17 protein-coding genes are annotated in these 19,928 nt (G+C 44.0%); 11 read left to right on the top strand and 6 right to left on the bottom strand.

What is annotated here, in order from left to right; translation table 11 throughout:
- The first annotated feature begins 87 nt into the window (after positions 1–87).
- Positions 88–1,377: a citrate synthase gene (locus tag OCV20_RS04495; RefSeq protein WP_048617859.1), complete on the top strand. Its 1,290-nt coding sequence runs from the start codon at positions 88–90 to the stop codon at positions 1,375–1,377.
- A 732-nt stretch (positions 1,378–2,109) separates the two neighbouring features.
- Here OCV20_RS04495 and OCV20_RS04490 read toward each other — a convergent pair.
- Positions 2,110–2,868, bottom strand: a complete 759-nt coding sequence (locus OCV20_RS04490) for a Nif3-like dinuclear metal center hexameric protein (RefSeq protein ID WP_048606455.1) — start codon at positions 2,866–2,868, stop codon at positions 2,110–2,112.
- A 90-nt stretch (positions 2,869–2,958) separates the two neighbouring features.
- Between OCV20_RS04490 and OCV20_RS04485 the strand changes: the two genes are divergently transcribed.
- Positions 2,959–3,717 (top strand): DUF1853 family protein, encoded by a 759-nt coding sequence (locus tag OCV20_RS04485; RefSeq protein ID WP_086774623.1) that lies wholly within the window; start codon positions 2,959–2,961, stop codon positions 3,715–3,717.
- A 121-nt stretch (positions 3,718–3,838) separates the two neighbouring features.
- Here the strand turns inward: OCV20_RS04485 and pgm are convergent, their stop codons facing one another.
- Positions 3,839–5,485: a phosphoglucomutase (alpha-D-glucose-1,6-bisphosphate-dependent) gene (gene pgm / locus OCV20_RS04480; protein ID WP_086774624.1), complete on the bottom strand. Its 1,647-nt coding sequence runs from the start codon at positions 5,483–5,485 to the stop codon at positions 3,839–3,841.
- Positions 5,486–5,577: 92 nt separating this feature from the next.
- Positions 5,578–6,117, bottom strand: a complete 540-nt coding sequence (gene seqA / locus OCV20_RS04475) for a replication initiation negative regulator SeqA (protein WP_086774625.1) — start codon at positions 6,115–6,117, stop codon at positions 5,578–5,580.
- A 93-nt stretch (positions 6,118–6,210) separates the two neighbouring features.
- Here seqA and OCV20_RS04470 point away from each other — a divergent pair, with 93 nt between their 5' ends.
- From OCV20_RS04470 to fldA, 3 genes are all read left to right on the top strand, one after another.
- On the top strand, positions 6,211–6,972 hold the full coding sequence (locus tag OCV20_RS04470) for an alpha/beta fold hydrolase (protein ID WP_086774626.1): 762 nt from the start codon (positions 6,211–6,213) through the stop codon (positions 6,970–6,972).
- A gap of 108 nt (positions 6,973–7,080) precedes the next feature.
- Positions 7,081–7,299, top strand: coding sequence for a DUF2788 domain-containing protein (locus OCV20_RS04465; protein ID WP_004737900.1), 219 nt, complete (start codon positions 7,081–7,083; stop codon positions 7,297–7,299).
- Between the two features lie 58 nt (positions 7,300–7,357).
- Complete coding sequence (gene fldA, locus OCV20_RS04460) at positions 7,358–7,891, top strand: flavodoxin FldA (RefSeq protein ID WP_086774627.1); 534 nt, start codon at positions 7,358–7,360, stop codon at positions 7,889–7,891.
- A 97-nt stretch (positions 7,892–7,988) separates the two neighbouring features.
- On the opposite strand, the gene OCV20_RS04455 is transcribed toward fldA, so the two are convergent.
- The gene (locus OCV20_RS04455) at positions 7,989–8,495 is read right to left on the bottom strand and encodes a DUF4442 domain-containing protein (RefSeq protein ID WP_086774628.1); all 507 of its coding nucleotides are present in this window, start codon (positions 8,493–8,495) and stop codon (positions 7,989–7,991) included.
- A gap of 207 nt (positions 8,496–8,702) precedes the next feature.
- On the opposite strand from OCV20_RS04455, the gene fcrX reads away from it, so the two are divergent.
- Both fcrX and OCV20_RS04445 read left to right on the top strand, forming a co-directional pair.
- Positions 8,703–9,152, top strand: a complete 450-nt coding sequence (gene fcrX, locus OCV20_RS04450) for a ferric iron uptake transcriptional regulator FcrX (protein WP_048606469.1) — start codon at positions 8,703–8,705, stop codon at positions 9,150–9,152.
- A gap of 54 nt (positions 9,153–9,206) precedes the next feature.
- Complete coding sequence (locus OCV20_RS04445) at positions 9,207–9,824, top strand: prepilin-type N-terminal cleavage/methylation domain-containing protein (protein WP_086774629.1); 618 nt, start codon at positions 9,207–9,209, stop codon at positions 9,822–9,824.
- Between the two features lie 132 nt (positions 9,825–9,956).
- Here the strand turns inward: OCV20_RS04445 and glnS are convergent, their stop codons facing one another.
- Complete coding sequence (gene glnS / locus OCV20_RS04440) at positions 9,957–11,624, bottom strand: glutamine--tRNA ligase (protein WP_086774630.1); 1,668 nt, start codon at positions 11,622–11,624, stop codon at positions 9,957–9,959.
- A gap of 302 nt (positions 11,625–11,926) precedes the next feature.
- Positions 11,927–13,444, bottom strand: a complete 1,518-nt coding sequence (nagE, locus tag OCV20_RS04435; protein WP_231717418.1) for an N-acetylglucosamine-specific PTS transporter subunit IIBC — start codon at positions 13,442–13,444, stop codon at positions 11,927–11,929.
- Between the two features lie 517 nt (positions 13,445–13,961).
- Here nagE and nagA point away from each other — a divergent pair.
- From nagA to asnB, 4 genes are all read left to right on the top strand, one after another.
- A complete protein-coding gene (gene nagA / locus OCV20_RS04430) occupies positions 13,962–15,098 on the top strand; it encodes an N-acetylglucosamine-6-phosphate deacetylase (protein WP_086774631.1) in 1,137 nt (378 codons plus the stop codon).
- 2 nt (positions 15,099–15,100) lie between these two features.
- Complete coding sequence (gene nagC / locus OCV20_RS04425) at positions 15,101–16,315, top strand: DNA-binding transcriptional regulator NagC (RefSeq protein ID WP_086774632.1); 1,215 nt, start codon at positions 15,101–15,103, stop codon at positions 16,313–16,315.
- Between the two features lie 85 nt (positions 16,316–16,400).
- Complete coding sequence (locus OCV20_RS04420) at positions 16,401–17,987, top strand: cation:proton antiporter family protein (protein WP_086774633.1); 1,587 nt, start codon at positions 16,401–16,403, stop codon at positions 17,985–17,987.
- Between the two features lie 235 nt (positions 17,988–18,222).
- A complete protein-coding gene (gene asnB, locus OCV20_RS04415; RefSeq protein ID WP_050652369.1) occupies positions 18,223–19,893 on the top strand; it encodes an asparagine synthase B in 1,671 nt (556 codons plus the stop codon).
- Positions 19,894–19,928 lie beyond the last annotated feature (35 nt).

Raw genomic sequence — 19,928 nt, 5'->3', positions numbered from 1 at the left:
GAAAAATTGACTTTCCCACGTAAGACCAGTAAAAAAATGGCACATAAACATCCTGGACGGATTAAATAATAAACAAAGGAGATTGTTATGGCGGATAAGAAAGCTACCCTTCACATTGAAGGTCAAGCGCCAATCGAGCTGCCGATTACAGAAGGTGTACTTGGTACTCCAGTGATCGATGTTCGTACACTAGGTTCTAATGGTTTTTTCACTTTTGACCCTGGTTTTCTTGCCACTGCATCCTGTGAGTCTCAAATCACTTTTATTGACGGTGGAAAAGGCATTCTTTTACATCGTGGTTATCCAATTGACCAACTTGCCAATAACGCTGATTACTTAGAAGTATGTTACATACTTCTTTACGGTGAAGCCCCATCTCGAACTGAGTACGAAAAGTTCAAGACTACCGTGACACGTCACACTATGGTGCATGAGCAAATCGCTAGTTTCTTCCACGGCTTCCGTCGTGACGCTCACCCTATGGCTGTAATGTGTGGTGTTGTAGGCGCTCTAGCGGCGTTCTACCACGACTCACTTGATGTCAACAACGATACACACCGTGAAATTGCGGCATACCGCCTGATTTCAAAAATGCCAACACTGGCTGCAATGTGTTACAAATATTCAATCGGTCAGCCGTTTATCTACCCACGTAACGACCTAGGCTACGCAGAAAACTTCTTACACATGATGTTTGCAAACCCATGTGAAGAGTATGAAGTGAACCCTATCGTTGCTCGTGCAATGGATAAAATCTTTACTCTACACGCTGACCACGAACAGAACGCTTCTACGTCAACAGTGCGTCTTGCTGGTTCATCTGGTGCTAACCCGTTTGCGTGTATCGCAGCAGGTATCGCATCACTTTGGGGGCCAGCTCACGGCGGTGCAAACGAAGCTTGTCTGCGCATGCTTGAAGAGATCGGTAGCGTAGATAACATTGAAGAATACGTTGCGAAAGCAAAAGACAAAGATGACCCATTCCGTTTGATGGGCTTCGGTCACCGTGTTTACAAGAACTACGATCCACGTGCAACAGTAATGCGCGAAGCGTGTCACGAAGTACTTAAAGAGCTAAACATCCAAGATCCACTACTAGACGTAGCAATGGAACTTGAGCGTATCGCTCTTTCTGATGAGTACTTTGTTTCTAAGAAACTATACCCGAACGTAGATTTCTACTCAGGTATCATTCTGAAAGCAATCGGTATTCCAGTATCTATGTTTACTGTAATCTTCGCGATGTCTCGTACCATCGGTTGGATTGCGCACTGGAACGAAATGCACAGCGATCCGACGAACCGTATCGGTCGTCCTCGTCAGCTGTATACTGGTGAAGAACAACGTGACTTTAAAGCACTTCACGAACGTGAATAGTTACTATAAATCATAATGTTAAAAGGGGTTGATGTGAGAACATCAACCCCTTTTCTTTTGTACGCTCTCAACTCTGTCATCCTCAAGAGTGCGAAGTGAACGAATAAAATAATATCGTCATCCCCAAGAGTGCGAAGTGAACGAATAAAATAATATCGTCATCCCCAAGAACGAGGGACGAGTGAGTTGGGGATATCAATCAGTTTATAGAGAACCTTGAGAGATTCCCTACTCCTTCCTCCGTCAGTCTAGGGAATGACGAATTACTTATGAACTCTCTAAGTTGAGTCCATTAGAGTTCTAATTAGCCCGCCTAATCGAAGGATACAAATTTATAGTTACTCGTCATCCTCAAGAACGAGGGACGAGTGAGTTGGGGATATCAATCAGTTTATAGAGAACCTTAAGAGATTCCCTACTCCTTCCTTCGTCAGTCTAGGGAATGACGGTACTTATAGAGCGAAACAATGTCGTCATCCTCAAGAGCGAGGAACGAGCGAGTTGGGGATCTCATTTAGTTTATAAAGAAACTTAAGAGATTCCCTATTCCTTCCTCCGTCAGCCTAGGGAATGACGGAGCCTATAAAACGAAACAATGTCGTCATCCTCAAGAGCGAGGAACGAGCGAGTTGGGGATCTCCTTAAGCGAGCAGATCAACTCTACAGGTTACCTGCTCAATGCTAGAAAATGATGCATACTCTCGACTCGTATCCCTCATCTCGCAACTGCTCTTATACCGGATTATCGATATCAATAAACTCAACATCCAAGCCATGCTCTTTCGCTAACCATTCACCTAGCGCTTTTACACCGTAGCGCTCAGTCGCGTGGTGACCAGCAGCAAAATAATGAATGTCTTGCTCGCGTGCTGAGTAAGTAGTGCGCTCTGAAATTTCACCAGAGATGAACGCATCAATACCTTGAGAAGCTGCAAGTTCAATGTAGTCTTGACCACCACCAGTACACCAACCGACGGTCGTAATCATTTTGTCTTGGTTTTCTGGCGCGATATGCAGTGGTTTACGATTCAGAACTTGATCGATTTTTGCTGCAAATTCAGTACCTGTCATTGGCGCTTTTAATTTACCAAACATAGCAACCGATTGTGGATGCCCTTCCAAGCCACCTTCGACTTCTATCTCAAGTAACTCTGCCAATTTTGCGTTGTTACCAAGCTCAGGGTGGATATCAAGCGGCAAGTGATAACCTAAAAGGTTGATGTCATTCTTAATCAGGGTACGAATGCGCTTACCCTTCATGCCACGAATCGCTTCTGACTCGCCTTTCCAGAAAAAGCCATGATGGACTAACAAAGCGTCTGCGTTCAGTTCTACCGCTTTATCAATCAAGGCTTGAGAAGCTGTCACACCAGTAACAATTCGCTTCACTTCTGTTGCACCTTCAACTTGAAGACCATTAGGACAGTAATCTTTAATCTGCTGTGGCTGCAGTTTTTCGTTAAGTAGCTTTTCTAATTGTAAGTTATTCATTTTTCTTTCCAGCTTACCTTTATAATAACGTCGTTATATCAATTTACGGGTAGAATGTCGAAAGCCCCACGATGAGTTTATGAGGAAGAGATGACAGCACTGCAACGTTTTTACCAATGGGTCATCGACTCACCGCCATTACTAGAAATCAAGCCACCGATTTCGGATCTCAGTGCATTCTCTAGCCACCATGCCATCGACTCATCACATACTTATGATGGTAATCCTAGATTAGGCTTCCTCTACCAGCATCTATGTGAACAAGTGATCACTGCCTCACCGAATTACTCGATAAAGCACGATGAGATTCAGATCAATGTGGAAGGCAGAACTCTCGGTGCAATCGACTTTATTCTTGAAGAAGAGAGCAGCCAAAAGCTAGAACATTGGGAAGTGGCGATTAAGTTTTATCTGCTCCACGAACAAACATGGTTTGGACCCAACTCTCACGACCAATTGGATAAGAAACTCGACAGGATGCTCAGCCACCAACTCGAAATGTCCTCTTCTGCCGCCTTTGTTGAGCAATATCCAGAGATCGATGTCGACTCAAAGCACTTATTGATGCAAGGTCGCCTATATACCAACCCATTCTTAGAGCAAAACGTACCTACTGCATGTTTGGCCTACGACATTAACTCGAGCCAAGTTAACGGGTTTTGGTGCTATCAAGACCAAGTTCATCTAATCACTGAAGCGCTCTACCCTCTCACCAAAGAGCAATGGGCAGCTGGTACGGATGATTTCAGCAGTCAGCCTATCACCGAGTTCGGTGATCGCTTCGTCCATGGGCAAACAAAGTCGGGGCAATTCTGGTTTGTGATGCCGCAAAGCTGGCCACACGGTTAGTCGTCTGAGCTAACTCAGTTACCTTTCCCAATTATACGAAACCAACACAAATAAAAAGGGTTGATGCTTTCACATCAACCCTTCTTCTATTTACGTAGCAACTCTAGTAATCGAGATTCGATTATAGGCCAGCGGCTGCAAATACTTGGTTAACAATCTCTTGAGCTTCTGCTTCGATTGCTTTCAGGTGCTCTTCACCCTTAAAGCTTTCACAGTAGATCTTGTAGATGTCTTCAGTGCCTGATGGACGCGCAGCAAACCAGCCGTTCTCAGTTGTCACTTTCAAGCCACCAATCGCAGCACCGTTACCTGGAGCGTGTGTTAAACGTGCAGTAATTGCATCACCAGCCAGCGTCTCAGCAGAAACCATCTCTGGAGATAGCTTTTTAAGCACGTCTTTTTGTGCGCCATTTGCTACCGCTTGAATACGGTTATACTTAGATTCACCGTGTTTAGCGGCAAGCTCTTCGTAGTATTCTTGTGGGTTCTTACCCGTCACAGCAGTGATCTCAGCCGCAAGTAGGCAAAGAATCAGGCCATCTTTATCTGTTGACCAAGGCGTACCGTCTTTACGTAGGAAAGAAGCACCTGCACTCTCTTCACCACCAAAACCAAACTGGCCGTTGTATAGACCATCAACGAACCATTTGAAACCAACTGGCACTTCGCAAAGCTCACGACCTAAGTCAGCAACTACGCGATCGATTAATGCACTTGATACCAGTGTCTTACCAACAGCAACGTCTTTACCCCAACCTTCACGGTTACGGTATAGGTAATCAATACAAACCGCTAAGAAGTGGTTTGGATTCATCAAGCCTTTAGGTGTCACGATACCGTGGCGATCGTAATCTGGGTCGTTACCAAACGCTAGAGCGTACTCGTCTTTAAGCGCCAGTAAGCCTGCCATTGCGTATGGAGAAGAACAGTCCATACGAACCACGCCATCTTTATCTAGAGACATGAATTGGAATGAAGGGTCCACCGCTTCACTTACCAGAGTAAGATCTAGGTTGTACGCTTTACCAATTTGACGCCAGTAATCAATACCGCTGCCACCCAGTGGATCAACACCAATCTTGATGTTTGCTTTCTGGATCGCTTCCATATCCACAACGTTAACCAAATCAGCGACGTATGGCGCCACTAGGTCAACTTCTTTTACTAGCTCAGACTGTTTAGCATGTGCGATAGGCGTACGCTTAACACCTTGCATTTGCTCAGCAATGATCACGTTCGCACGGTCTTCAATCGCTTGAGTCAATTCAGCTTCAGCCGGGCCACCGTGTGTCGGGTTGTATTTAATACCGCCGTCTTGAGGTGGATTATGTGAAGGCGTGATAACAATGCCATCAGCTTTTTTGTCATTCACTAGGTTGTGCGTAAGAATCGCGTGCGAGATACCAGGTGTTGGAGTAAAGCCGTTGTTTTCTTGAATAATAACTTCAACACCGTTCGCTACAAGCACTTCGATAACCGTAGAGAATGCAGGCTCAGATAGAGCGTGAGTATCTTTACCTAAGAAAAGAGGGCCAGTTGTACCTTGCTCGGCACGAACTTCAGCAACCGCTTGTGCAATTGCTAGAATGTGGTTTTCGTTAAATGTTGATTTGTCTGCTGTACCGCGGTGACCTGAAGTACCGAAAAGTACTTTATGATCTGGGTTAGTAGCATCCGGTTGCTGTAAGAAATAGTTAGCAACTAAAGCCGGGATATTATGAAGATCTTCCTGCTGAGCTTTCTGCCCAGCACGAGGGTGCATAGCCATTTTTCGACATCCTTATATATAAAATTTAAAAACAAAAAAACCTCATAATATCTTCTTATCCATGGATATTATGAGGTTTAAATCAGATTTCGTTAAATTGAACCTGTTACTTTTTCTATCAATTCTGCTTGGAAACTCATGCGGCTCATAAGCTGCTCAACCATCTGTCTTTTTCGGCTTGTATTGTTATTAGTAATAACCCAAAAAGGACTTTGTGGAATAGCTTTAGGCTTAGTCGTGTTGCCGTTTGCTAGCAACGTCGCTTCGTTATCTGCAAAGTAAACGCGCTTACGGCCTTTTACTTGAGTTGCTTCTGAAAAGCTTAAAGGGTCGATTTTATGCAGTGTTGATAACACAAGCATGAAACGATCAATGGCTTTCTTTAGTGATGCAAACTCATCTGATATTAGTAGTGAGCGCATTTCTTTAACGCCATCGAACTTCTCTGGAGTAAAGCCTACCTCTTTGCTAACAACGATACCTTTTGGCTCAACGATCTCTTCGAACGGAGCCATGCCTTGGCTATCAACCTGTAACAAGCGGCGCAGAATATCTGAAGCGCTTTCGCCAATACGTTCTGTCTGACCCGCAATAAAACGGTATAGGTCCTCATCAACCTCAATTGTTTTCATTCGCTTTTCACAATCTCAATGTTTAAACTCTGGGGGATTATAGCGAGATCCGCGCGGATACTCTACGTCAAACCCACCATGAATAAGATAAAAATGTCAGTACAGCTCAACTATAAAATTGAAGGTGAGGGTCACACCATTGTTTTGATCCATGGATTATTCGGTAATCTGGACAACCTTGGCTTGCTCGCTAGGGATCTAAAAGCCGATCATCAGGTACTTAGTATTGATCTCCGCAACCACGGTCAATCCTTCCATAGTGACACTCATAACTATCAAGCGATGGCACAAGACGTGGCTCAACTGCTGCATGATCTTAAGTTAGAAGACGTCACTGTGATTGGTCACTCGATGGGTGGCAAAGTAGCGATGGCAATGACACAGCATCTTGCACTGCATAAATTGATTGTCTTGGATATGGCGCCAGTCGCGTACACTCAAAGTCGCCACGACAACGTATTCGCAGGCCTACAAGCCGTGATAGAAGAAAAACCGACTTCACGCTCAGACGCACTCAAGGTTCTCGCAAAACATATCGAGATCGATGGCGTTCGCCAGTTTTTAACCAAATCTTTGTTCAAAACAGAGCAAGGCATCATGGAGTGGCGCTTTAACGTCGCATCACTGCTCGCTAATTACGCGCACATCATTGGCTGGGAACCGATCGAGAAAACCTCGGTCAAAACCTTACTCATAAAAGGCGGGGATTCTGATTACCTCACAGCAGAACATCAAGCAGCCGTTCAGCAGCAATTTTCTAACGCAAAAGCGCACGTCATTGCCAACACCGGTCACTGGCTGCATGCTGAAAAACCAGCAGAAGTACTTCGAGCAATTAGAAAATTCATCGCTTAACTGCGCTTTTTCGTGCAGATAAATGAGAGCTGTGTAATTACTGCAGATTAACTTTATCTCACAACAGTGATATAGTGCGCCCAAGCAAAATTGGTATATAAGGTTCCCATGCTTTACGACTACATGAACATCATCGAATCTGTTGGTTTAGATCTCCTGTTTGCCGCGATTTTCTTTTTAATCGGTATGGCAATTAAGGACGTTCTCAAGCAGGGAAATGTTCCTCCATTTGGTCGTCGCATCGTATGGTTAGTACTTTTCCTTGGCTGTGCGGGTTTTATCGCCAAAGGGATAATCCAACTAAGCTGGGAAGGAACTGGGATCTAACGATTCTCTTCCGAACTTTATTACACCGACAACAGACAAAATGAAAGGTAATGATTCTATGGCAAGTGTAGGTCTCTTCTTTGGTAGCGATACAGGTAACACTGAAGCTGTTGCTAAGATGATTCAAAAGCAATTGAGCAAACAGCTCGTTCACGTTCAAGACATTGCAAAAAGCAGCAAAGAAGATATCAATAACTTCGATCTACTGCTGCTTGGTATCCCTACGTGGTACTACGGCGAAGCACAATGTGATTGGGATGACTTTTTCCCAGAGCTAGAAGCTATTGATTTCTCAACTAAGCTTGTTGCTATCTTTGGTTGTGGCGACCAAGAAGATTACGCAGAATACTTCTGTGATGCTATGGGTACTATCCGTGACATCGTTGAAGCGAAAGGCGGTACTATCCTAGGTCACACATCAACTGAAGGCTACGAATTCGAAGCATCGAAAGGTTTAGTTGAAGGCGATGACAGCCAATTCGTTGGTCTATGTATCGATGAAGACCGTCAACCTGAGCTAACTGATGAGCGCGTATCTAACTGGGTTAAACAAATCCACGAAGAGATGTGCCTAGCAGAGCTAGAAGACTAATTCTCTAGTGGTTGTTAATTGTTACAATTAATAACCATTATGTAGATATGAAAAAAACCTCCTTATAGGAGGTTTTTTGCTATTTAAAATCTATTAATTAGCACTCAGCTTCTAATGTTTCATCGTCATCTCTAAATTGCGGCTTCTTTCTTACATAGAGGGTGCGTTGAATTTCTGAAACCACATTACCCTGCTTATCTTTCACGTGAATAATAAATTCGGGGAAACACTTTTCACCGAGTTGCGTCTGACGATAGATATCGTCAAGCTGCCCTTGGCTTATCTCAAAATCTGCATACAAGTCCGATTGCCCCGGCTTGATGAAATTAATGCTCGCTTCTTTATCCCAAACATAATACCGCTCACCTAAAATTCCCATTAACATCAATGAGTAAACGGGATCGGTAAGAGAAAAAATACTGCCGCCATATTGAGTACGATTGGCGTTCTTATTCCACCTGCGTAGTTTAAGTACTGTCTTAACAACCCTAAAGTCAGCGCTAATGTGGGCTATTCGAATACCCGCTCCCCAAAAGGGAGGCCAAATATTAAGAGCAAATTTTACAATGTTGGGTTTATATATTTTTGCGAGTTGCTTATTCATAACAACATTCCATGTTCATATCAGAAACACCGTCACCTTGACTGGTCGTACCTCTACTATAAGTGAGATACTTCCAATTTACAAAACAGATTGTGATGTCAGTAAGTAACCCTTTGAAGTTCGTGGTTTATTGTTATGCCTGACTAAACTATAATGGTATTAATATTGAATTCTGTTAATTGCTGCAGATCATCAACAGGAAAGTATATGTCAGACAATAATCAAGCGCTAAAAGATGCAGGTCTTAAAGTGACCCTTCCACGGCTCAAAATTTTAGAAGTATTACAACAGCCAGACTGCCAACATATTAGTGCTGAAGATTTATATAAGAAGCTGATCGACCTAGGTGAAGAAATCGGTCTTGCAACCGTTTATCGAGTACTTAACCAATTCGATGACGCTGGCATTGTAACTCGTCACCACTTCGAAGGCGGCAAGTCTGTATTTGAACTTTCTACACAGCACCACCACGACCACCTTGTATGTTTAGATTGTGGCGAAGTGATCGAATTCTCTGATGACATCATCGAAGAAAGACAAAAAGAGATTGCTCAGCGTTACAACGTGCAACTAACAAACCACAGTTTGTACTTGTACGGCAAAAGCATTAGCGGAGATTGCAAAGGCAATCCAGACGCGCATAAAGCGAAGAAGTAATACAGAACGCTGGCTTAGGCCGGCGTTTTTTATATAGGGCTCCATAAAGTATCCATGAAAAGAATCCCGCTAGTTAAGGCTTTTACTTTAATTGAGATGTTGGTTGTTGTGGTGATTATCGCCGTACTTGCTGTTGTTGCCCTTCCCCGTTTTCTTAACATTCAAACCGATGGCCGTATCGCTCTGTTTGACGCTGCTCAATCTCAATTTCAAAGTGCGATCACGTTTGCTCACAGTAAATGGCTAGTCAGCGGCGGCGGCAACGCTGAAATGAATGACATGCCAGGTTTTGGCGAAGACGCAGACGGCAATGCTCAATTGGACATAAATGACGTCGGCTACCCACTTGGCGTCGATAAAGGTAACCCTATGGGGCAGCCTTACAACATAGGTCAAGGTGATCAAGGGTGTGTGTCAATATGGAATGCCATTATGACAACCGACCTAACCGCTACCACAGACCCGAATCAGTCCAACAATTTTGATTTTATTACCCGCCGTCAAAACCATAGTTTTGTTGCCAAAGACGGTACTCCTCAAAACAAACTCGCGCTTTGCTACTACATCTACACTGGAGTCGATTTCGACAGCGATCCTGGAAATGCAGGTTATGTTTTCTGGTACAACTCACGCACGGGTGAAGTAACCCAACAAGACCCTAATAATCCCTAAAGCTCTGGCTCTAGTGCTTAAAACGCCAGTTGGTCACTAGAAGCGCCTTAGTAATCAAATTTAAGATACAAAAAAACCGGCTCTAAGCCGGTTTTTTATTGGGTCGTTTTTAACAAACTAAATACTTAAGCATTAAGCTTCAGTTTTACCCCAAGTATCACGTAGACCAACCGTACGGTTGAAGACTAGTGCATCTGCTTTAGAGTCTTTCGAATCCACACAGAAGTAACCTGTACGTTCAAACTGGTACGCTTGCTCTGCCACACCTTCTGCTAAGCTAGGTTCAACAAAACCATTTAGCGTAACAAGTGATTCAGGGTTTAGCGTTGCAGCGAAGTCATCAGCAGCGGCTGGGTTTGGCACTGTGAATAGACGATCGTACAAACGAATCTCAGCAGGCAGCGCTTTATCAGCAGATACCCAGTGGATAACGCCTTTCACTTTGCGGCCATCTGCAGGGTTCTTACCCAATGTTTCATTGTCGTAAGAACAGAAGATAGTCGTAATGTTGCCTTCTGCATCTTTTTCGATACGTTCAGCTTTGATCACGTAAGCGCCACGTAGACGAACTTCTTTACCTAGAACCAAACGCTTGTACTTTTTGTTTGCTTCTTCACGGAAGTCATCACGCTCAATCCAAACTTCACGTGTAAATGGTACTTCACGAGTACCCATTTCTGGCTTGTTTGGGTGATTTGCAACCGTTAGCGTTTCTACTGTATCTGCTTCGTAGTTTTCGATAACGATCTTAACTGGATCCAGAACAGCCATTGCACGAGGTGCATTTTCGTTCAGATCATCACGGATGCAAGATTCAAGTGAACCGAACTCAATCATGTTCTCTTGCTTAGTCACACCAATACGCTTACAGAATTCACGAATCGAGCTTGAAGTAAAACCACGACGACGTAGGCCAGAAATAGTAGGCATGCGTGGGTCATCCCAACCTTGAACTAGGTTTTCAACCACAAGTTGGTTCAGCTTACGCTTAGACATCACTGTGTATTCAAGATTCAGGCGGCTAAACTCGTACTGACGAGGTTGGCAATCAATCGTGATGTTATCTAGAACCCAATCGTACAAACGACGGTTATCTTGGAATTCAAGCGTACAGATAGAGTGCGTAATACCTTCCAGCGCATCAGAGATACAGTGAGTAAAGTCGTACATTGGGTAAATGCACCACTTGTCAGCCGTTTGATGGTGGTGAGCAAAACGAACACGGTAGATAACAGGATCGCGCATAACCATGAACGAAGAGCTCATGTCGATCTTAGCACGTAGACACGCTTTACCTTCTTCAAAGCCACCGTCACGCATTTTTTCAAACAACGCTAGGTTCTCTTCAGAGCTACGATCACGGTATGGGCTCGCTTTACCTGGCTCTTTTAGCGTGCCACGGTACTCACGGATTTGATCAGGACTTAGCTCGTCAACATACGCTAAGCCTTTATTAATTAATTCCACAGCATAAGCGTAAAGCGTATCGAAGTAGTTTGATGAGTAACAAATATCACCAGACCATTCGAAGCCTAACCAGCTTACATCATTCTTAATTGACTCAACGTATTCAACGTCTTCTTTTTCAGGGTTTGTATCATCGAAACGAAGATTACATTGTCCCTGGTAGTCCTGAGCAATACCAAAGTTCAAGCAAATAGATTTAGCGTGACCAATGTGCAGGTAGCCATTTGGCTCCGGCGGGAAACGAGTATGCACGCTACTGTGTGTACCATCCGCTAAATCTTTATCAATAATTTGGCGAATGAAATTCGATGGACGAGCCTCAGCTTCACTCATCTATAGCACCTCTATGTATTTAGTATTGTCAGAGAAAGTTATCTTTCGTCTCCAAGAAAACGGTCGCTTATAGCGCCAGTCAAAGATAGAAAGATCATTGTTGCTAATCATCCACAATTCTTAGCCTTTGCACAATAAGAACCGTCCGTTAATTGCGATTATTTCTACTATTCGATGAAGAATAGAACGAACCGTGTTCGCTCATCTTAAACTGCAGACACAAAAAAGCCTCCCATGTGGGAGGCTTTCAATTTGACACTTACTTAAGAGTAACTTTACATCTTAATTAAGTACTTCCCTTACTATGGAAGTTTTACATCAGATAGGTCTTCGCCTGCACCGATAGCTTTCATTTCGCCAGCTACGATTTCAGCTAGTGGGCCTAGGATAACCTGTAGGTTGTTTTCACCTAGTTTAACCACACCTTTAGCACCTAGTTTCTTAAGAACAACTTCATCTGCAACAGAGCGGTCTTTAAGAGTTAGGCGTAGACGAGTGATACAAGCGTCGATTGAAGTTAGGTTTTCGTGACCACCTAGAGCTTTCAAGTATTGACGTGCAAGGTCGCCCTTTGGTGCGTCGCCAGCAGGAGCAGCAACAGCTTCGTCATCATCTTCACGACCTGGCGATTTCAAGTTGAAAGCGCGGATTGCGAAAGAGAAAGTGAAGAAGTATAGAGCACCGAAGCCAAGACCGATTAGTAGTAGTACGAATGGTTTAGTTGCTAGACCCCAGTTCAATACGAAGTCGATAAGACCAGCAGAGAAACCGAAACCGTGCAGAGTACCAAACATGTTAGCAACTACTAGAGACAGACCTGTAAATACAGCGTGCATTGCGTATAGAGCAGGAGCTAGGAATACGAACATGAATTCTAGCGGTTCTGTGATACCTGTTAGGAATGAACAGAATGCAACTGAGAATAGTGCGCCACCAACTTGGCTACGTTTTTCAGCAGGAGCAGCTAGGTACATTGCAAGTGCAGCACCTGGTAGACCGAACATCATTACTGGGAAGAAACCGTTCATGAATACGCCAGCGCCTTTATCGCCGCCGAAGAAACGGTGTAGGTCGCCAGATTTAACAGTTTCAGTCACTTCTTTAACTACAGTAGTGATTTCTGGAGTTACAGAGTTAGCGAATGTGAATGTGTGCTCTTGGCCAACAACTAGAGTTTTAGCAAGTGCTGGGTCAACACAAAGTTGAGTGATGTTAGCGAATGCGCCTTGACCAGCAACGATGATTTCTTGACATGTACCCATACCGAACCAGAAGTATGAGTTCAATACGTGGTGTAGACCTACAGGGATAAGTGCACGGTTAAGAGTACCGTAAACGAATTGGCCGATAGCGCCAGACGTTGATACTGCATGAGCAAGTGCGTCTAGACCAGATTGAACACCAGGCCAAACCACACCAGACACAGCACCTGCAACAAGTGCAAATAGACCGGCCATGATAGGTACTAAACGTTTACCCGCGAAGAAAGCCAGCCATTCTGGAAGGCGTGTCGCGTGGAAAGCGTTGTAAGAGTGACCTGCGATGATACCTGCGAAGATACCGCCGAAGAATGACATGTTAACGTCTGCGTTAATTGTCGTTGCTGTAGCAGTTAGTACGAAGTAAGCAACTGCACCAGCAAGACCTGCTGCGCCGTTACCGTCTTTAGAAAGACCAATCGCGATACCTAGACCAAAGAGCAATGGTAGGTTACCGAAGATAGCACCACCAGCTTGCGCCATGAATGGAATATCAAGTAGATCGCCTTGACCTAAACGTAAAAGAAGCGCCGCAATCGGAAGCGTTGCGATTGGTAGCATTAACGCCTTACCAAGCTTCTGTGCATATCCTAGAATATTCACCAGTTGTTTCCCCCTATAGGATTTTTTAGAATTCGTTTGAGAAACTTATTTTAGTCGCTCAATTTAGTCCTATTCAGTGTATTCAATTAATTTTGCTCCGCAAATTAAAACCTTACCATTTGTGATCCTAATCACCAGTTTTTACCAAATCCAGAGGTTTTTGCTAGCGAGATCATAAAACTTATTTTATCATTCAAAAAAATGAACATTTATAGATAAAATCTAAATCTAATCATTAGGCAAAAAGATGGTATCTCAGAGCTTATAGAGCTCCGTGAATAATCATTAATGATGAACCTAAATGTATAATAACTATCAATTTTTCATATGCTTTTCAATAACTTAAATCGCTTCCCACTTTGAAGCCGTTTGCCCATAAAAGATAAATCGTTACGTAAATGATGCTCGAAAACTAAGTCCACATTTAGGTAACGAACGAATTTAAAAGATCTCACGAAATAAGGATTAGCTGACTATGTACGCGCTAAGTAACTGTAAAATTTACACTGGTAGTGATGTTCTAACCGATCATGCTGTTGTAATCGAAAACGAACTGATCAAAAAAGTCTGTCCTATCTCTGAATTACCAGAAGGAATCGAGGTTCGCGACCTAGACGGAGCAAACCTAAGCCCAGGTTTCATTGACCTACAACTGAATGGTTGTGGCGGTGTAATGCTTAACGATGAGATCACTGCAGAAACCATGCAGATCATGCACAAAGCAAATCTGAAATCTGGCTGTACTAGCTTCCTACCAACGCTTATCACCTCTTCAGACGAAGATATGCGTGCGGTTATTACGGCAGCTCGTGAATACCATAACCAGTACCAAAACCAATCTTTAGGTCTGCACCTTGAAGGCCCTTACCTAAACGTTGCGAAAAAAGGCATTCATAGCGTCGATCACATTCGTAAATCTGACAGCGAAATGATTGAGCTTATCTGTGAAAACCGTGACCTTGTTGCAAAAGTAACATTGGCTCCAGAGCTTAACGACCCAGAACACATCGAATGCCTGCACAAAGCTGGCGTTGTCGTTTCTATCGGCCACACCAACGCAACTTACGCAGAAGCGCGCCAAGGTTTCGAGTCTGGTATCACGTTCGCCACTCACCTGTTCAATGCAATGACGCCGATGGTTGGTCGTGAGCCTGGCGTTGTTGGCGCGATTTACGATACTCCTGAGGTTTATGCAGGCATTATTGCCGACGGCTTCCACGTTGATTACGCAAACATCAGAATTGCGCATAAAATCAAGGGAGAAAAGTTGGTATTAGTGACGGATGCCACAGCTCCTGCAGGTGCTGACATGGAATACTTTATTTTTGTCGGTAAGAAAGTATATTACCGTGATGGTAAGTGTGTTGATGAAAACGGCACACTGGGCGGCTCAGCTCTGACTATGATTGAAGCAGTTCAGAATACAGTTGAGCACGCTGGTATCGCTTTAGACGAAGCTCTTCGCATGGCTACGCTATACCCAGCTACGGCTATCGGTGTAGAAAGCAAGCTAGGTCGAATCAAAAAAGGCATGGTTGCAAACCTAGCTGTATTTGACCGAGACTTTAACGTTAAAGCGACTGTTGTTAACGGACAATACGAGCACAATTAAGTATGAATGGCGGACAAATAGGTAACGTAGACTTAGTTAAACAACTAAACAGTGCGGCGGTATATCGACTTATAGACCAACAAGGGCCTATCAGTCGTATACAAGTGGCTGATGTAAGCCAACTCGCACCGGCAAGTGTTACAAAAATTACCCGCCAACTTTTAGAGCGCGGCCTAATTAAAGAGGTTGCGCAGCAAGCGTCTACTGGCGGTAGACGCGCTATCTCCCTAACCACAGAAGTAGAGCCTTTCCATTCTGTCGCTGTGCGTTTGGGTCGAGACTACATTCAAATAAGCCTGCATGACCTTGGTGGTCGTGAATTGGCTTTCCAACAGCAAGACCTGAATTATTCAGACCAATCAGACCTTACCCAAGGCTTGGTCAATAGCCTCAAAGCTTTCATTGCTGCGCATCAACCAAAGATCGACCAACTGATTGCTATTGGTGTCACGCTTCCAGGCTTAGTTAACCCAACGACCGGTGTTGTTGAGTATATGCCGAATACCGACATCGATAACCTCGCATTAAGCGACATTATTCGCGATACATTCCATGTTGCTTGTTTTGTTGGTAACGATGTTCGTGGAATGGCGCTTGCTGAGCACTACTTCGGTGCAAGTAAAGACAGCCAAGATTCTATTTTGGTCAGTGTTCACCGTGGTACAGGTGCAGGTATTATCGTTAATGGTCAGGTTTTCCTAGGTCATAACCGTAACGTGGGTGAAATTGGTCATATCCAAATTGATCCGCTCGGCGAGCAATGCCAATGCGGTAATTTCGGCTGTCTTGAAACCGTAGCGGCAAACCCAGCGATCGTTGAACGAGTGCAAAAGCTGATTAAGCAAGGCTATGAGTCTTCTTTAACAGAGCTTGAACATATTACGATTCAAGACGTTTGTGACCACGCAATTAATGGTGATGAGCTAGCCAAGCAAAGCTTAGTTCGAGTAGGAAACCAGTTAGGTAAGGCTATCGCGATGACGATTAACTTATTTAACCCTCAGAAAGTTATCATTGCTGGTGATATTACCAAGGCACAAGAGATTGTTTTCCCTGCAATTAAGCGCAATGTAGAGAATCAGTCGTTAACGACTTTCCATAGCGGCCTGCCTATTGTAGCATCACAGATCGATAAACATCCTACGATGGGAGCTTTTGCTATGATTAAGCGCGCAATGCTCAACGGTGTGTTGCTTCAAAAGCTTCTCGAAGACTAAAGAAAAACAATTCTGATTTTCCGCGGGCCGTGTTTGTATGAACACGGCCCGTTTTTTTTAAGCTAGGGAACTACAACAACAAGTTATGGAACTTATATTAATATCCACTGCGTTTATCGCAGGATTTATTGCTTTAAAATGTCAACTTCCTCCATTAGTTGGATTTTTGGTCGCAGGTTTCGGGCTCTTTGCCCTAGGCTTTGAAACTAATGACACCATCATTACCTTGGCTGACCTTGGTGTCACCCTGCTCCTATTTACTATTGGCTTAAAGCTCGACATCAAAACCTTGCTCTCTAAGGAGATCTGGGCTGGCGCAACAATCCACAACCTTTTATCTACTCTGTTTTTTGCGGTCGCCCTATTTGGTTTTAAGTTCCTAGGTATTTCATCTCTGGCAGCCATGTCGATGGAACAGATCGTTCTACTCGGGTTTGCCCTTTCATTCTCTAGTACTGTATTCGCGGTTAAATCTCTACAAGATAAAGGCGAGATGAATGCGACCTATGGCACGCTAGCGATCGGTATTCTGGTGATGCAGGATATCTTCGCCGTGGTCTTTTTGACCGTATCGACAGGCAAGATTCCAGAGTGGTATGCCATCGCATTGTTCGCTTTGCCTTTCTTTCGCCCATTGTTCTACAAGATCCTCGATTGGGTTGGACACGGTGAAATGTTGGTACTGTTCGGCATCTTCTTCGCATTAGTTGTTGGTGCGGGTTTGTTCCAGTTTGTAGGTGTAAAGCCAGACTTAGGCGCTCTTATCTTAGGTATGTTGCTCGCTGGTCATCCAAAAGCTTCAGAGCTATCGAAGTCGCTGTTTAACCTCAAAGAGCTTTTCCTCGTCTGCTTCTTCTTGAATATTGGCTTGTCCGAACAACCGACCATTCAAGGCTTTATGCTTGCAGTCTTGTTCTTGTTGTTACTGCCAGTGAAAGGCATGTTGTACTTCTTGGTGCTCAACCGATTCAAGTTCCGTGTTCGAACGTCCCTACTCGCGTCTCTATCACTGTTTAACTACAGTGAATTTGGCCTTATCGTCGGCGGTCTTGCCTTCAAGATGGGTTGGATGTCTGGTGACATTTTGGTGGCAGTAGCGATTGCAGTTTCACTATCCTTCTTAATCGCTGCACCTCTCAATAAAGCGGGTCACAAGCTTTATCAACAATCAGGTCGTTGGTTAAAAGAACATGCGGCAGAGAAACTTCACCAACGTGATAAGCGAATTGACCCGGGTCGGGCTCAAGTGCTAATTCTTGGTATGGGACGAATTGGTACTGGTGCTTATGACGAGTTACGTTCTCGCTACGGCAAAGTCAGCTTAGGTGTCGAAGTTCGTGAAGAAGCCGCACACAACCACAGAAGCCATGGCAGAAACGTAATTTCTGGCGACGCGACTGACCCAGATTTCTGGGAGCGAATTCTAGATACAGCAAACGTAAAACTGGTGATTTTGGCAATGCCTCACCACCAAGGTAATCAAACCGCTTTAGAACAATTAAAGTCACGTAACTTTAAAGGCCAAATTGCGGCTATTGCTGAATATCCCGATCAACTCGAAACACTGAAAGAGAATGGCGTTGATGCGGCATTTAACATTTACAGCGAGGCTGGTAGTGGTTTTGCTCGCCACGTTTGCGAACAGTTAAATCCAAATATCAATAAAATCTAGTATTAGACGGTGTTCAACTAAACCTCTCAAAATTGCCTATTTTTCGCACTTTTGAGAGGTTTTTGTTTAAAAAATCAACCACAATTAAACATCACACACCAAAAGCTCATAAAAATTAGATAATTTCTAACAGAACACCCTTTATATTATTTTTTTGCTCACATCCGGTTGCTTTTTTTAGCCAGAATGGCAAATTGAATGCAGTTGATTTGGAAATTATTTAAAAGGAAGTTCTATGTGTTCAGTATTTGGCATTCTCGACATTAAAAGTGATGCCGCAGCACTTCGCCCTATTGCTTTAGAAATGTCTAAGAAGCTTCGTCACCGTGGTCCAGACTGGTCTGGTATCTATGCTGGTGAAAAAGCAATCCTTGCTCATGAACGTCTTGCTATTGTTGGCTTGAACAGTGGTGCTCAACCACTATACAGCCAAGACAAAAAGCATATTCTCGCAGTAAACGGTGAAATTTATAACCACAAAGAACTTCGCGCACGCTATGAAGATAAGTACCAGTTCCAGACCGATTCTGACTGTGAAGTTATCCTAGCGCTATACCAAGAGATGGGTGCAGACCTTCTAGAAGAGCTTAACGGTATTTTCGCATTCGTTTTATACGACGAAGAGAAAGACGAATACCTAGTCGGCCGCGACCATATTGGTATTATCCCGCTTTACCAAGGTTACGATGAGCACGGTAACTACTACGTGGCTTCAGAGATGAAAGCATTGGTTGAAGTATGTAAGACGATCAGTGAATTCCCTCCTGGTAGCTTCTACTCTTCGAAAGATGCTGAACCTCAACGCTACTACATCCGCGATTGGAACGAGTACGCTGCGGTACAAGGCAACAGCACAAGCAAAGAAGAACTGACTGAAGCGCTAGAAGCAGCAGTTAAACGTCAACTAATGACTGACGTTCCTTACGGTGTACTTCTATCTGGTGGCCTTGATTCATCAATTACTTCAGCAGTCGCAAAACGCTTTGCTGCAATGCGTATCGAAGATGATGAGCAATCTGAAGCTTGGTGGCCACAACTGCACTCATTCGCTGTTGGCCTTGAAGGCGCACCAGATCTTATCGCTGCTCGTGAAGTTGCGGACAAGATCGGTACTGTGCACCACGAGATGACTTACACCATTCAGGAAGGCTTAGATGCCATCCGTGATGTTATCTACCACATCGAGACTTACGATGTAACGACGATTCGTGCATCAACGCCAATGTACTTGCTTGCTCGTAAGATCAAAGCAATGGGCATCAAAATGGTATTGTCTGGCGAAGGTGCTGATGAGATCTTTGGTGGTTACCTGTACTTCCATAAAGCGCCAAACGCGAAAGAGTTCCACGAAGAGACAGTACGTAAACTGCTTGCTCTAAGCATGTTCGACTGTGCTCGTGCAAACAAATCGCTAGCGGCATGGGGTGTTGAAGGCCGTGTACCATTCTTGGATAAAGAGTTCATCGATGTCGCAATGCGTCTAAACCCTGAAGACAAGATGTGTGGTAACGGTAAGATGGAGAAGCACATCCTGCGTGAGTGTTTTGAAGACTACCTACCAGATTCAATCGCATGGCGTCAAAAAGAGCAGTTCTCTGATGGTGTTGGCTACGATTGGATTGATACATTGAAAGCAACGGCTGAAGAAAAAGTAACGGATCAACAAATGGAAGCTGCTAAGTTCCGTTTCCCTTACAACACGCCAACAACCAAAGAAGGTTATGCTTACCGTGAAATCTTTGAGGAGCTATTCCCTCTAGAATCTGCGGCAGAGTGTGTACCTGGTGGTCCTTCAGTTGCTTGTTCATCAGCGAAAGCGATTGAGTGGGATGAGTCATTCAAAAACTGTGTCGACCCATCAGGCCGTGCAGTACAAGCCGTTCACAACGATGCTTACAACGCTTAGGGCATTTTGAACAAATCCTAAAAACTAAAAAAGGC

Origin of the sequence: Vibrio coralliirubri, from assembly GCF_024347375.1 — a bacterium.
GTDB classification, from domain to species: domain Bacteria; phylum Pseudomonadota; class Gammaproteobacteria; order Enterobacterales; family Vibrionaceae; genus Vibrio; species Vibrio coralliirubri.
The sequence above is the reverse complement of the archived record's forward strand: the minus strand, read 5'-3'. Positions and strand labels throughout refer to the sequence as shown.

Excerpts from the sequence above, each read along its gene's own strand:
- OCV20_RS04495 (WP_048617859.1), top strand. The coding sequence starts at position 88 with ATGGCGGATAAGAAAGCTACCCTTCACATTGAAGGTCAAGCGCCAATC.
- OCV20_RS04490 (WP_048606455.1), bottom strand. The coding sequence starts at position 2,868 with ATGAATAACTTACAATTAGAAAAGCTACTTAACGAAAAACTGCAGCCA.
- OCV20_RS04485 (WP_086774623.1), top strand. The coding sequence starts at position 2,959 with ATGACAGCACTGCAACGTTTTTACCAATGGGTCATCGACTCACCGCCA.
- pgm (WP_086774624.1), bottom strand. The coding sequence starts at position 5,485 with ATGGCTATGCACCCTCGTGCTGGGCAGAAAGCTCAGCAGGAAGATCTT.
- seqA (WP_086774625.1), bottom strand. The coding sequence starts at position 6,117 with ATGAAAACAATTGAGGTTGATGAGGACCTATACCGTTTTATTGCGGGT.
- OCV20_RS04470 (WP_086774626.1), top strand. The coding sequence starts at position 6,211 with ATGTCAGTACAGCTCAACTATAAAATTGAAGGTGAGGGTCACACCATT.
- OCV20_RS04465 (WP_004737900.1), top strand. The coding sequence starts at position 7,081 with ATGCTTTACGACTACATGAACATCATCGAATCTGTTGGTTTAGATCTC.
- fldA (WP_086774627.1), top strand. The coding sequence starts at position 7,358 with ATGGCAAGTGTAGGTCTCTTCTTTGGTAGCGATACAGGTAACACTGAA.
- OCV20_RS04455 (WP_086774628.1), bottom strand. The coding sequence starts at position 8,495 with ATGAATAAGCAACTCGCAAAAATATATAAACCCAACATTGTAAAATTT.
- fcrX (WP_048606469.1), top strand. The coding sequence starts at position 8,703 with ATGTCAGACAATAATCAAGCGCTAAAAGATGCAGGTCTTAAAGTGACC.
- OCV20_RS04445 (WP_086774629.1), top strand. The coding sequence starts at position 9,207 with ATGAAAAGAATCCCGCTAGTTAAGGCTTTTACTTTAATTGAGATGTTG.
- glnS (WP_086774630.1), bottom strand. The coding sequence starts at position 11,624 with ATGAGTGAAGCTGAGGCTCGTCCATCGAATTTCATTCGCCAAATTATT.
- nagE (WP_231717418.1), bottom strand. The coding sequence starts at position 13,444 with ATGCTACCAATCGCAACGCTTCCGATTGCGGCGCTTCTTTTACGTTTA.
- nagA (WP_086774631.1), top strand. The coding sequence starts at position 13,962 with ATGTACGCGCTAAGTAACTGTAAAATTTACACTGGTAGTGATGTTCTA.
- nagC (WP_086774632.1), top strand. The coding sequence starts at position 15,101 with ATGAATGGCGGACAAATAGGTAACGTAGACTTAGTTAAACAACTAAAC.
- OCV20_RS04420 (WP_086774633.1), top strand. The coding sequence starts at position 16,401 with ATGGAACTTATATTAATATCCACTGCGTTTATCGCAGGATTTATTGCT.
- asnB (WP_050652369.1), top strand. The coding sequence starts at position 18,223 with ATGTGTTCAGTATTTGGCATTCTCGACATTAAAAGTGATGCCGCAGCA.